Annotated in this window: 11 protein-coding genes; 7 read left to right on the top strand and 4 right to left on the bottom strand. The window is 48.8% G+C overall.

What is annotated here, in order from left to right; translation table 11 throughout:
• Positions 1–58: 58 nt before the first annotated feature.
• Positions 59–1819, bottom strand: coding sequence for an ABC-F family ATP-binding cassette domain-containing protein (locus tag ACYP03_RS07625; protein ID WP_459779122.1), 1761 nt, complete (start codon positions 1817–1819; stop codon positions 59–61).
• A 618-nt stretch (positions 1820–2437) separates the two neighbouring features.
• On the opposite strand from ACYP03_RS07625, the gene ACYP03_RS07630 reads away from it, so the two are divergent.
• Positions 2438–4456, top strand: coding sequence for a methyl-accepting chemotaxis protein (locus ACYP03_RS07630; RefSeq protein ID WP_459779123.1), 2019 nt, complete (start codon positions 2438–2440; stop codon positions 4454–4456).
• Positions 4457–4526: 70 nt separating this feature from the next.
• Here ACYP03_RS07630 and ACYP03_RS07635 read toward each other — a convergent pair whose 3' ends face one another.
• Entirely contained in the window at positions 4527–5102 is a 576-nt protein-coding gene (locus ACYP03_RS07635) for a hypothetical protein (protein ID WP_248141955.1), read from the bottom strand.
• Positions 5099–6682 (bottom strand): FAD-binding oxidoreductase, encoded by a 1584-nt coding sequence (locus ACYP03_RS07640; protein WP_459779124.1) that lies wholly within the window; start codon positions 6680–6682, stop codon positions 5099–5101. The genes ACYP03_RS07635 and ACYP03_RS07640 overlap by 4 nt, the downstream gene beginning before the upstream one ends.
• 731 nt (positions 6683–7413) lie before the next feature.
• Here ACYP03_RS07640 and ACYP03_RS07645 point away from each other — a divergent pair.
• The 5 genes from ACYP03_RS07645 to ACYP03_RS07665 all read left to right on the top strand — a co-directional run bounded on the left by ACYP03_RS07645 (position 7414) and on the right by ACYP03_RS07665 (position 11606).
• Entirely contained in the window at positions 7414–8394 is a 981-nt protein-coding gene (locus tag ACYP03_RS07645) for a hypothetical protein (RefSeq protein WP_330960298.1), read from the top strand.
• Between the two features lie 95 nt (positions 8395–8489).
• Complete coding sequence (locus tag ACYP03_RS07650) at positions 8490–9299, top strand: toll/interleukin-1 receptor domain-containing protein (protein WP_330960297.1); 810 nt, start codon at positions 8490–8492, stop codon at positions 9297–9299.
• A 127-nt stretch (positions 9300–9426) separates the two neighbouring features.
• Positions 9427–9582, top strand: coding sequence for a hypothetical protein (locus ACYP03_RS07655; protein ID WP_459779125.1), 156 nt, complete (start codon positions 9427–9429; stop codon positions 9580–9582).
• A 709-nt stretch (positions 9583–10291) separates the two neighbouring features.
• A complete protein-coding gene (locus ACYP03_RS07660) occupies positions 10292–11278 on the top strand; it encodes a trypsin-like serine peptidase (RefSeq protein ID WP_459779126.1) in 987 nt (328 codons plus the stop codon).
• 67 nt (positions 11279–11345) lie between these two features.
• A complete protein-coding gene (locus ACYP03_RS07665) occupies positions 11346–11606 on the top strand; it encodes a hypothetical protein (protein ID WP_459779128.1) in 261 nt (86 codons plus the stop codon).
• Between the two features lie 134 nt (positions 11607–11740).
• Here the strand turns inward: ACYP03_RS07665 and ACYP03_RS07670 are convergent, their stop codons facing one another.
• Positions 11741–12616 (bottom strand): LysR family transcriptional regulator, encoded by an 876-nt coding sequence (locus ACYP03_RS07670; protein WP_459779129.1) that lies wholly within the window; start codon positions 12614–12616, stop codon positions 11741–11743.
• A 165-nt stretch (positions 12617–12781) separates the two neighbouring features.
• Between ACYP03_RS07670 and ACYP03_RS07675 the strand changes: the two genes are divergently transcribed.
• Entirely contained in the window at positions 12782–13942 is a 1161-nt protein-coding gene (locus ACYP03_RS07675; RefSeq protein ID WP_442957561.1) for an S-(hydroxymethyl)glutathione dehydrogenase/class III alcohol dehydrogenase, read from the top strand.
• The last annotated feature ends 6 nt before the right edge of the window (positions 13943–13948 follow it).

A 13948-nucleotide genomic window follows, 5' to 3' on the forward strand; every position in this document is an offset into this window, starting at 1 on the left:
CAATCCGGGGCAATCTCCACTTGCCCCGGGGCTGCTTATCTTTTTAGATCAAGGTGCTTTAGATCAGGGTATTGAGCCGGGCGATTTCAGCCCGCCACTGTTGTTGCAGGTGTGGCTTCTGATGCTTTGGCCGCCGGTTCAGATCCTCTTCCAGCAAGGTTTCCAGTGTGATCAGCCGGTCCAGCAGCTGTTCTTCGTCACTCATTGCTGTGCCGGTTTCAGACGGTTCCGCACCGGTTTCACCCGGTTCAGCATGAACAGCAGGCTGTGATGGCTGAGACGACAGTTGCTGATACACCGCTTCAGGAGACAGATATTCCGTCAGCACGCCATGCTGAATCAGCCAGAACCGGTTACAGCTTTGCTCAATCAGGCTGCGGTCGTGGCTCACCAGTAAGGTTGCACCTTCAAACTGATTCAGGGTCTCAATCAGCGCTTCTTTGCCTTCCATGTCGAGGTGGTTGGTCGGCTCATCCAGAAACAGTAAATGGTATCGGGCTAACGTGAGCCCGACAAACAGCAGGCGAGCCCGTTCACCGCCACTGAGTGATGCCACGGTTTGCTGGTGTCTTACATACGCAAAACCGGCACTGATCAGCGCTCGTTTACACTGTTCTGTACTGAGTGAACCGAAAGACAACAAGGCATCACTGATAGTGTCCTGATCGCGGAGCTGCTGCTGGGTTTGGTCGTAGTAACCTAACCGGCAGCGATCGTGAAAAGTCACCGCTTGTGGTGTGCTTTGTGAGTCTTCCGATGCCTGATAGCTGTTGTACAGCTGGTTGAGCAGGGTCGATTTACCACAGCCATTGCTGCCAATGACTGCAATGCGGTCACCACTTTTGATGCGCATATCGCCGATTTCAAACAAGGTGACTTGATCCGGCCCGGTTTCGGCTGCTGATTTCACCGCCAGGGATTTGACCGAAAATGGCGTAATTTTAACCAGCCGGTTTGCCGGCATTGCTTCCCCCTGAAGGGTGAGTGTCCAGGGCGTACCTTCACTCAGTTCTGTCTGTTCCTCCTCTAAGCGCTCCTTTCTCGCCAGCATCGTTTTTGCTTTGCGGGCCAGGTCTTCGTTGTCATAAACCTTGCCCCAAGTCGCGAGCCGTTTTGCACTTTTGGCAATCCGGTCGATCTCTTTTTGTTCGCTGAGATGCCGCAGCCTGTCCGCTTCATCTTTTTCTTTCAGGGCGGCCCGGGCCAGCGAACAAGGCAAGGCAAAATGATGCAGCGCCTGATCGCGCATGACCCAGGTGGTGTTGGTGACCGCATCCAGCAAGGTTTGATCGTGGGACACCAGGATGAACGCGCCTCTCCAGGAGGATAAAAATTGCTCCAGCCAGAGTAAGGCAGGTAAATCCAGATGGTTGCTTGGCTCATCCAGCAACAGTAAATCCGGCTGGTGGATGATGGCGCGTGCCAGCAGCAATCGCATCTGCTGGCCGCCGCTGCAGTGGGCGACGGGCATGTGCCATTCCGAAGGACTGAAGCCGAGTTCATCCAGCAGCAGTTCTGCCCGCCAGTACTCATCTTCCGTCAGCATTTCTGACAGCGCGGAGAGCACCGTTGCGGCCTGCAAGGCGTGCGGAATGTGCTGTTCCACATAGCGCATCAGGCAGGAATTGGCTTTTGCAATCTGTCCGTGACTGGCCTCCAGTTGTCCGTCGAGCAGCTTTAACAGCGAGCTTTTGCCGCAGCCGTTATGACCGATCAGGCCGATTTTATCGCCGCGGTGAATGGTCAGGCTCAGGTCTTTAAAAAGTGACGCGGAGGAATAGGAAAGAGTCAGGGATTGTGCAGTTAAAAAAGTACTCATTATGTTCTCAAGAATTTTGGGCGCAAAAGGCCGTTGTCAAAGCTGACAATAATTCTTCGAGCATGAGGGAAAAAACTCGGGTTGACGCTACAAGTCGGTCGTAAATATTTCGCTCAAGTCGAGATTATCGCAGCGCGATCTCTGAAACTCTTGAGCGGACATCAATACCAAATAAGCGTGAGTTGATTGAACACCACTGCGACATAAATATCCTCCTTTTGTTTGTGTTGGGGAAAGCGAAAACACTTTCAGTGAATCGGTGGCGCTATCATAAAGCCATATGCAGCCATGTACACAAATAAGCGTGAAAAAATTCGGGAATAGTGGGATTTGTCAAAAAACAGCGGCTTTGAAATTTTTTGGCCTGAGACTCACTTTATTTCAATGTTTTGAATTCGTTCTCAATGGTTCAATGACAGCGATCCATTTTCCTTCAGACGTTTACCGGCCTCATCTCTGTGTTCACTTCCAAAAAAATCTTAAACCGGGACGAAGAAACGCGCGGTGAAATTTTTAGGCTAGACTCTAAGTCATCATGCTCACTCTGTTGCGTATGTTGCTGTTTCCGTATTGCATTCTTTGGTGATCACCAACATTTTGGACAAGGGGTTGGTTCCTATGAGAGTAAAAGCAAAAGTTTTTGTAACTTTTGGATTTGTCGGATTCGTGGTGGCCGCTGTCAGTCTGTTTGCGGTCAGGGCTCTCTCGTCAAGTTCGTCATCGCTCAATTACATTATCGGTGCTGCATGGAATACGGCAGATGGTGCAATGGAGACATCGATTGAAATCGAAGCGCAAATGTTAGCAGTGAAAAACCTCATTTTTGGCGCCGACCTTGCTGCGGTTGAAAAAGATCTGAACAAGGCGATTGAAGGGGCGAATGAAGCTTCCTCCCGGATGATTGAGGCGGGATTACTGGGAGAGCAGCGAGCGCAACAATTTACGCGCCTCAATCGTCAGTATCAGACACAACGGAACGAGTTGATTGACGTTTTTCATCAATATAATGCAGCGAAAAAGGCCTATGATCAGGCAACCACACGGCTGGTGGATTTTGGTGAAAAATATGAAGCACTCGGGGATCATGCGGTTGAAGCACTGGAGCAAGAACCCGACAAATTGCTGACCTGGCGTGAGGATGTTCAGAGGCGCTGGCATGCCGCTGATGGTGCGATGGAATCTAATATCGGATTGCTCTGGAAACTCTATCAGACACAGCGTCTGCTGGATGGCGAGGATGACCAGACGCAACAGGCAAAGATAGAACAGGCGGCTCAATTCCAGAAAGAAGCGAATGCAGCCATGTTTTCGACGGGACTATTTGATGTGGCCGTGGGGGGCGATTGGGAAGAGCGAACCTATACCGAGGTTTTTCAGCAGTTAAACAGCCAGCATGAACAGGCGACCACAGACGTCATTGAAGCTTACCGGCAATACCGGGCGCGGTTTGCGGAGTACAACACGACCTCTCAAGCGTTTTTGAGTTTTATTTCTGAAATGGAAGCCTATGCCGACAGTATGGTGGAGCAGCAGGCGGTTGAGACTTTGAAAGAGAGTGCTGTCGCAGCTTCTGTATTCAAAGCCGTCATCGTCGGTGCCTTGGGGATGGTCATCATTCTGGGCTGGATTTTATGCAGACAGATTTTGTCTCCGGTTGAGCGTTTAATTGAAAGAATGAACGATATCTCGGACGGCAACGGAGATTTGACGCGCCGCGTCGGCATCGCGTCACAGGATGAATTTGGTCAGCTCGGCAGTTCCGTTGATAAATTCATTGCCAAAGTTCAGGTGCTTGTCGATGAAATCAATCAGTCGATTGAGACGGTGCGCGGGGCTGCGGCCGATCTTTCCCACACGTTTCATCTGACGACGGACTCGGTGAAGGAGCAGACGATTGAAGTGAAGGCGATTGCGTCGGCGACAGAAGAAATGGCCAATAACTCCACACAAGTCGCCAGCAGTGCCCGGGATGTGGATCAGTCTGTTGCATCAATCGACAGCGATACCCAGAACACCCTCAATAGTGTCCGCGAAGCGTCAGTTGCGGTCAGCGAACTGGTCACGGAAGTCACCCGGGGAACGGAAACGATCAATGCCCTCAAAAATCATGTCACGAATATCGAACCGATTCTGGATGACATCAACGGCATTGCTGAACAAACAAACTTGCTGGCGCTGAACGCAGCGATTGAAGCGGCCAGAGCCGGTGATCAAGGGCGTGGTTTTGCCGTCGTGGCCGACGAAGTTCGGTCCCTGGCGATCCGGACACAGGACAGCACCAGTATGATTCAGGAAAGTATGCTGAAATTGCGTCAAAGCGCTGATGATTCCGTGCGTGTGATGAATGAGGGGATGACGAAAGGCAGCCAGACAACCAATATTGCAGAGCTGGCTGAGGAATCGCTCCACCGCGTTGCACTGGAAATCAACCGGCTCACCGAGATGAATCAGCAAACGGTTTCTGCAATTTCTGAGCAGGAGCGGGTCGCGAATGATGTGGTGTCCAGCGTCTCGAACCTTCAGGAACTGTGTGACAGTACGCATCAGAATATTCATCAGAGTGAAAGTACGATCAATGCATTGCTGGCCAAGCAGGAAGAGCTGGCCTTGAAAGTCAGCCGATTTAAAGTGAGCTAGCCGGGCACCGGCAGGGCGTTGATAACCCCCTTTGCTTTTGTGGCTGGCAAAGGGGGGAGCGAAACCATGGTCAGGTTCTGAGCTGCGTCAACCCACGGAATAATTTCTTCAGCGGCTGTGTGATCCAGTAGCGAGAAACAAACAGGCCAATCTGGATCAGGATGTACTGGCGCTTGCAGTAAAGGATACAGGCGTAATCGAACTTCTCGGTCGGTCCTTCATACAGGACATGCGGATAAACGAATTTCTGCCGGGCGGCGACTTTCGGGTTGCGTGCCCCGCTCATGAAATAGCGCTTTTTCATCCGGTAGGCTTCCCAGCAGGCATAGATGAAGACATAGCCTCGCTCAAAATCATTCAGATCGGGCATTACCCAGAGTCCGCCCCCTTCCACGATATTTCCGGTGGCGAGCTGCAGCGGGTGCTCTCCCATCTGAGGCGGCAAATCTGAAAGATAGGTCAGGGGCGTACGGCTGTTCACGGTGAAGCCTGCACACATTTTTCCTTCTGAATCGTAAAAAGCTTTCACGCACGAGCGGTGTCTGAGGTACTCAACCGTATTACTGTTGCCGGAAATGGCGTGGTAATGTTCGGCAAACTCAAGCAAATCCTGCTGGGTAGAAAGACGTTTGCACCGGAGGGTCATCCTTGTTGCTCCATGGATAAGTGGGAAGAGATGTTCTGTTGGTAGCGACCGGGCGAGACAATGTCATCCGGATCGAATGCGGTTTTGATGCGCTGGCGGAGCTTCAGGGCGTCCTGTTCCAATTCCTGCTCGCCGTCGAATGGCATTTCATCGACCGCACGGCGGTAGCAAGGCCAGCTGTGGGCGCGGTATAACGCACGGAGATCCCTTGCAAGGGCCGTAGCCCGCTCGACTTCATCTTTGTTGCTGGTGTCATAGTAAATACTGATAATCGCCTGACACAGATGAGCGTTGACGGCCGTGAGCGTAACACCAAACTCGAAACCTGCTGCATCGAAGGCTTTCTGAGAGAGTTGCATGCATTGCTCAACTTCAGTGCCAATTAAAGGCAGCGCTGGCGCGACCCAGAAAAATCCGCATCCGTCTTCCACTGGATTCATTCTGGCCGGGATGTCTTTCCGGTAACGCCAGTAACAGCCTTTCAGCGCCATATCTTTCGGATTACCTTCCAGCATATCCATCATTTCGGTGAAATCGCTGAGGCTGTTTTGAAAGCGACGGTAAATCGCGATACGTCCGAAAACCGGACTGATCTTTTGGGCCATCTGATTCAGCTGCTTGAGCTTTTTCAGGCTGACAATATTAACCTGCGCAATCGGGCTGAGCAGTTTTTTCACCCGTGCTGCTTTGGCTTTGGCAATCGCTGTGGCGCCGGTAATCACAAACGCACCCGACCAGGGCGTCAGCTGATACTGCTGACAGAGTCGCGCGATGTCGGCTTCATTTGCACCTTTGGCGGGATCCCACCGTTCGAAGTTAAATCGTTCCATCATGGTCAGCATGCGGTAGGTATTTCCCAGATGAGGGAGGCCGTCAATGGTGCCTTCAGACTTGAGGCGGCGCATGATGTCGATGTAATCCGGCAGATGTTCGGGCGATTTCAGACGGACCAGGCACCGTAAACTGCATTCTGGTTTACGCATCAGCTCAAAGGTCATCTTACTGATGACTGCGATATTATTCTGGGTAAACAGCTCATGGAGGTTCGCAGAAAGCCCGGCACGCCCGCAGTAACGCGAACTCTGGTTCAGTCGGATCATTTCACCGTCCGCCAGAATCAGTTCGCTGATGGTAAAGTGCTGACTGCGGTTACCCACTGGACCATGACCGAAGCCCCGCTCAAGCACATTCCCCATGATGCTGGTATCCGGTCCGGCACCTGTACAGTCGAGCATCCACGGCGTGTTTTCAAGATAGCGGGCAACCTGACCCTGCGTCACTCCGGGCTCAATTTCGATGACGCCTAGTTCTTCATCAAAACTCAGAATCTGATTCATCGCACTCAAATCAAGCAGCGTACAGCCATCTTGGGGCGGGGTTTTACAGCCATACCCCCAGTTGTTCCCTTTCCCGATGGGGTATACCGGTTGCTTGTTCTGGTAAGCCTGCGCAATGCACTGCTGTAATTCTTGTGCTGACTTCGGCTGTACAACCTGACTGGCAACGCGGGCATGAAAACCGAGACCGCTGAACAGCGTTATTGATGGGCTGATTTCTGCTTCTTCTGCAACAGATGACACGGGCAATTCCTTTTACGGGTGAATAGAGAAACTCCTGAGAGACCGTTCTCAGGACATTTTCTGTTGTCCTCAAGAGGACGCAGATTATTTCAGCCGGATCGATATAAATCAATATTCATATTTGTGTCATGAATGATTTTTGAAAAGTGTTTTTTATCAATAGCTTCTGGAGGGTTTGAGATTGTCTGGAGCGTATGTCGCGTTTTGATTTGGAGCCAATTTCAGCATTTGTGCATGCGCGCCAGGTAGGCTTTGCTGGCCCAACTCATACCCAGAAATGCCTTTTGTTTCTCTGGTGTTGTCCGGTCCGGTTGCCGGTGCTCCCGGCGACGACAACTTAAAAATACGTCCTGAATTTTTTCTTGGGTTGTGGGGTTGTTTTAACTTCTAACTCACTATTGCCCCAAAGTTGCTTAGCTCTACAATCTTGACTCGACACTGTTGTCATGAGTTGACCTACTTCAGCTAATGGTTAACTATGTGCCTAGTTTACTATGGCGTGTTGGGCAGAAAATGTCTGTATTGTTTGATTTGCCTAGTCAAATGACCTACTTCGATGAAGCTAGGTTGTGTCAAACTTGGTCGGAATGAATGAAGAGTTACAAGGATTACGCAAGGTATTTTATATGGGCAAGTTCTGATAGAAGTTGTCTGTCTAATAACTGTTATGTTCTCAGGTGATCATTCGTAAAAAAATCAAACAATGCGGTTTTTAAGTTTAAAGGGAAGGAATGAAATTCAAGAGTAGAAATCTGCGCGCAATTGCGGAGTTGGTGGTTGGGGACAAAGAATTCTTCCCGTACCGTTCAAGCCGCTACATCACTCAGTTTTTCGAAGAATGTGATCTTGATTTCGTCCATGATGGATCAACGCGTTGGCATTGGACTTCAGAGCGCTTGGAGGAATTACTTCAAGAGCCGCAACCCGCTGCCCACGTCCTTCCTGAACGATTTGTTCATGTCCTTCGAGTGTTAATGCATAAATCCGACGCCGAACCAAATGATCCTGATCGCTTTCAGGCATTGGAAGAGTTAAACAAGCCTTTGGCACGGGAGGGATACGAAGCATTCTATGGAGAAGATGAACTTCTTTATATTCGCCACATAGGCACCAAAACAATTTCCCTTGCTGCAAATCCTCATCGACCATTTACTCCGAAAGAAATTGAAAAGAGAGACCAGCTAATTGGTTACTTGGATAAATGCTCTGAAGACGAACTAATTGAAGACGTTCTTCTTCCTCTATTTAGACAGTTGGGTTACCACCGCATAACGTCTGCGGGGCATAAGGACAAGGCCTTGGAATATGGTAAAGATATTTGGATGCGTTTTGTCCTTCCCACACAGCATGTTCTTTACTTTGGTATACAGGTTAAAAAGGGAAAGCTGGATGCATCTGGAGTAAGTAAGGCAACAAACGCCAACGTGTCGGAGATCTACAATCAGGTTTTGATGATGCTCGGCCATGAAATCTTTGACCCTGAAACAAGTAGACGTGTTCTGGTTGACCACGCATTTATAGTTGCTGGAGGGGAAATTACCAAGCAGGCGAGAAATTGGCTTGGCGGTAAATTAGACGCGTCCAAGCGAAGCCAGATACTCTTCATGGATCGCGAAGATATACTAAACCTTTACATAGCGAACGGCCTGCCATTGCCGCAAAAGGCACTTCCAAAAACAGAATCAGAGTTTGATGATGACATTCCGTTCTGACTTTGCAGTCGAACATAACAAAACGCTGCTAGGGACTTGCCTACGCTTCGCTCCGTCAAACCCCAGAGCGCATCCATAGGCATCAGGAGATTTGCATGAAGCATCCAAAGTTTAAAGGTGTTGGCACATTAGATGCCGAAATCGAAAAGTGCGAAAAAAATTTGCTGAACAAAGAAATCGAGTTTAACTGGATTGTTCAAAAACTAAAGTCTGCAGATCCGTCACTAGATAATATCAATAAGCTTAGGCAGCAGCTTCGAGCTAAAGAGAAACAAGTGATAAAAGCACGAAGGCAAGTAAAGGCGAAACAAGATCAAAAGTCTCGTAAGGTCAATGAGCGGCAAAGAACTAAGTTAGGTGGTCAAGCTAAGAAAAAAGAACGACTGGCTCTAAATCGAGCGATTAATGAAGAAATGGATAATCAGGAGAATATTTTGTCCCAGTTAAAATATATAACAATCGAGTTTCCTTCTGATAAAGAAGATACACAATCAGGGACTGAGTTATTTATTTCCCACGCTTCAGAAGATAAAGCCGATTTTGTTAAACCGCTAGCCGACGAGTTAATAAAGTTGGGTGTGTCCGTGTGGTACGATGAGTATACACTGCGTATTGGAGACAGCTTACGCCGCTCAATTGATCTAGGTCTAGCCGAATCAAAGTATGGTCTAATTATTCTATCTAAAGCTTTTTTCGAAAAAAACTGGACTCAATACGAGCTGAATGGGCTAGTAGTAAGAGAAATGGAAGGTGATAAAGTCATATTACCTATCTGGCACAATATCACAAAAGACGAAATTATGAGGCTAAGCCCATCTTTAGTCGATAAGGTCGCGTTGAACTCAACTATGTTCACGGTCAGAGAAATAGCAGAAAAAGTAGCTGATGCTGTGAAAAATGCCTAACAAACGATCAAGCCATCAACATACTTTTCCTAATCAGACAGAAACGTTCTAGAGCATCCGAGCTAGCTCGTTTATGTCCAAATGCGCGTTTAAATATCTAAATTTTTCCAAATCTAGGGAAAAATTCATGGATGAATTTTTAGGTTGTCGGCGCCTGGAGCGCCTACAACCGTCCCGGGCAGCACCAAAGAATCAAAAGGCATTTCAGGGCACTCTTTGTGCCAGCAAAGAGTGCCTGGCACGCATCCCCAATGCTGAGCATTGCATCGAATTTGACGCGTGACATACCAATCATGCTTAAACAAAGAGTTCCCGCTTTTGTTGGACTGAACTGACAGATGAACCAGACTCTTTGTACCAGCAAAACCTCTCTGCCGTGCATCAACTGGAGCCGAGATCAGGCTCAAATTGAAACGCGACATACAGCCGAACCATACTAAACGAGAAAATTCAGTGCCCAGGATTTCCCTTGTTCTGAAAACTCCTCCAGATATCTGATGATCATTCAATATTGGTTTTTCGTGACGTCTGAAGCAATTTTATTTATATCCATGTTTTAAAGGATATTTTTAATTTTTTATAATCTATTGTTTCGATTATTTATTAATTATTCCTAAAGTTCATATCTTCATGGAATTCTGAGATTAAACTTAAGTGTGGTTTTCCATCTGCCGGTCCTTACTGACTATATTGTTTTTTTAAATATCGCAAAGCTATGCACTTTTTAGATTGTTTGCTATATTTGATTTACTACCTTCTCTTTTGTTCTCATTTCTGAGATATTAGTCATTAATTCGAGTAATAGATTATTGTTTTATTGCATGAATATGGATAAATAATAATCTCTGTCACGAAATGAACTTAATTAATATATCTCGCATCAGCGCTATTCATCCTGTTCTATAGTTACCTCTGCGAAAACAGTTGGCTTTGTATTTTTCGCTTTATTAAAGAAATTTAATAAATTCACTATTCTAATCAGGACAATAATTATGAACCAGAAAATAGCAATTGCTGCAATTGCGGGCTTGTGTATTTCTGCCGCAAATGCAAGCAATCTCAATAACTTTGTAAAATTGGATGAAAAAGCAGCATTCATTGAAGGTGAGAATGTTGTTCAAGTTCCTTCTGCGTCAGAGTATTCGCTGCGGCAAAAATACACTGCAGCAGAAAGAGCGGAGGCGATGAGTGCGGTTGCGGTTTCAGCTGACGGGACTCAATTCACAGCCGAGATATCAGAAGAAGCGTTAGCGCTTTTAGAAAAGGCCATTCAGACGATGCAGGCGCAAGGTTTGGATTCGAGCTTTTTCAGCGCTGGTGCACACTCGCCGACAAAAGCAGCCGCAGAGGATGATTCAATGTCATCATCGCGAGTGATAGGCGCGGATAACCGGGTACGAATCACGAACACTGTTGTGAACCCACATTATTTTAATGGCCGGATTGATGTCGGTTGTACGGGGACATTAATCACCAAAAATCACGTTTTAACAGCAGGTCATTGTGTTTCGAATGGTGCCGGGAGTTGGTATAAATCCCTGAATTTTACCACGGCTCAAAATGGCTCCTATAAGCCATGGGGAACCGCAACCTGGAAAAATTCGGTCACCACGTCAGGTTGGCATAATAACGGTGATACCAACTATGATTACGCAGTGATTGTCCTGAATAGCGCTCCTCACGGCGGTAATTCTGGCTGGGGGGTATATTCAGGCGGAACACATAGTGTGACCGGTTATCCCGGTGATAAACCCGCAGGCACCATGTGGACAGACAGCGGTTCAACCTATGCGATCTCGGACAGACGAATCTGCTATACCCTGGATACTTCCGGCGGACAAAGCGGCAGTGGTATTAAAGACAGTAATTACTATGTCAGAGGGATTCATACGACAGGATCTACAACGCAAAACTGTGGTACCCGGATGAACAGTACGATCTTTAATACAATTCGGGGCTGGATTACTCAGTTCCCTTAGTTCAACCGATTGGACTGACTTTGTAAGCCCAACTTTGTTGGGCTTTATATCGAGAGTGGACGATATGATGAGAAATATGATCGCGATTGCACTTTTAATAACGATGCAGGCGTGTTCAGCCAGTGATTCATGGGAACGGGTGATGATCCGGGGAAGTGCAGAAGCCAATGATCCCGTTCTGAAACAAGTCCGGGAATTTGAAAAAACGGGTCAGGTGAAAGATGTGACTGTACTTGAATCGTTTCCTGTTCAAATCTGGCTGACCGCCTCAAAAGACACCATTGAAGCATTGCAGAAAATACCGCGAAAAACTGCGACTGATCAGTAACGGGATTCAGCAGCTGTTTTACTGTCATCGGTGCAGAGCTGAATACACAATCTCACCCGTCAAATGCGTTCGCAGGAATGACGGGTGTATATCAATCATGGGGTGACATTCAGCGCCAGCCAGATGTTGCTGTTTTACGCTTTACTCAGCCCTTCCGCCAAAAATTCCACCAGCAATCGCACTTTGGGAGACAGCCGCACGCTGGACGGAAACAGCGCCCAGATGCCTTCGATGTCGTCGCGGTACTGGGGAAGCACTTCGATCAGTTCGCCGGATTCCAGATCCTGCTGGATGTAATAATCCGGGAGCTGGACTAACCCCAGTCCGCGTCTGGCGGCGTCGCGCAGGGCAAAACCGCTGTTGCATCTGAGCCGGCCGGAAATGCGCATGGATTTGGACTGATGGTTGTCTTTGAACCGCCAGACATCAATGGTGCCGACCAGACACTGATGTTTGCTCAGTTCCGACAGGGTGTGTGGTTCGCCATATCGTTTCAGATAAGCCGGGCTGGCACAGACGTAGGACTGACGGGTTGATAAACGGCGGGCAATTAAACTGGAGTCTTCCAGCCGTCCCAGTCGAATGGCCAGATCGACCCCGGATTCGAACAGATCCAGCTTCTGATTGGTCAGCATCAGCTCCACATCAACCTGAGGATATTGCTCCAGAAACTGATTGATCAACGGGGCGAGGTGCATTTCACCGTAGGTCACCGGGGCGGTGACACGTACCAATCCTTTGGGTGTGGTCTGCATTTGCGTGACGGTCAGCTCTGCCTGTTCCAGCCCTTCCACCAGATGTTTGCATTGCTGGAAATACAGCATGCCGGCTTCGGTGAGGGTGACTTTTCGGGTGGTACGGTTGAGCAGTTTCACCGCCAGACGCTCTTCTAATGCCGACACTCGCCGGCTCACCTGAGCCACCGAGGTGGAAAGTTTTTGCGCCGCCAGCGTGAAGCTGCTTGATTCAGCGACGGCGACAAATTCACTGACGCCTTCCCAGTTTGCCATGATGCGTTCCTGTGGTTGGGTTGACTGGTTTCGATGGAATTCAATTATTACATATCCGTAAAAATGATTTACCTGAAAGTGAGATTATCTACGGAATCGAAAGGGATATACTTCAGCCATCGACCATGAACTTAATGTAACTTATTCAACAATAAGGGAAACACTATGACCCACGATTTGAAACTGGCATTGAAACCCGGACAGACTTCAATTAAATCCAAAGCTGCTGTTGCCTGGGCTGCCGGTGAACCGCTGAAAATGGAAGAAGTGGACGTACAACTGCCGAAAGCGGGCGAGGTGCTGGTGCGGATCGTCGCGACCGGTGTGTGCCATACCGATGCTTTTACGCTGTCAGGCGCTGATCCGGAAGGGATTTTCCCGGCGATTCTGGGCCACGAAGGCGGCGGTATTGTTGAAATGGTGGGTGAGGGCGTCACCAGTGTTGAAGTCGGTGATCACGTGATCCCGCTTTACACGGCGGAGTGCGGTGAATGTAAGTTCTGTACTTCCGGCAAAACCAACCTGTGTCAGGCAGTGCGGGAAACGCAGGGCAAAGGCCTGATGCCGGACGGCACCACGCGTTTCTCGATCAATGGCGAGCCGATTTATCATTATATGGGCTGCTCGACGTTCTCTGAATATACGGTGTTGCCTGAAATTTCGCTGGCGAAAGTCAATAAAGCTGCGCCGCTGGAAGAAGTCTGTCTGCTGGGGTGCGGCGTCACAACCGGTATGGGTGCCGTGCTCAACACGGCCAAAGTGAAAGCTGGTGACACCGTGGCGATTTTTGGTCTGGGCGGCATCGGTCTGTCGGCCATCATTGGTGCGCGCATGGCAGGTGCCAGCCGGATTATTGGTATTGATATCAATGAAAGTAAATTTGAACTGGCGCAGCAACTGGGTGCGACGGATGTGATTAATCCGCAGCACTTTGATAAGCCGATTCAGGAGGTGATTGTTGAAATGACCGACGGCGGTGTCGATTACTCATTTGAATGTATCGGTAACGTCAACGTGATGCGTCAGGCGCTGGAATGCTGTCATAAAGGCTGGGGTGAGTCGGTGATCATCGGTGTTGCGGGTGCCGGGCAGGAAATTTCGACCCGTCCGTTCCAGCTGGTGACCGGCCGCGTCTGGCGTGGTTCTGCCTTTGGTGGCGTGAAAGGCCGTTCTCAGTTACCGGGCATTGTGGAGCAGTATCTGGCCGGTGAGTTTGGTTTGCAGGAGTTTATTACGCACACCATGGGGCTGGAAGCGGTGAATGAAGCATTCGAGCTGATGCACGAAGGCAAAAGTATCCGCACTGTGATCCACATGGATCAGTAAGCGTTG

This window comes from Photobacterium sp. R1 (assembly GCF_054600795.1).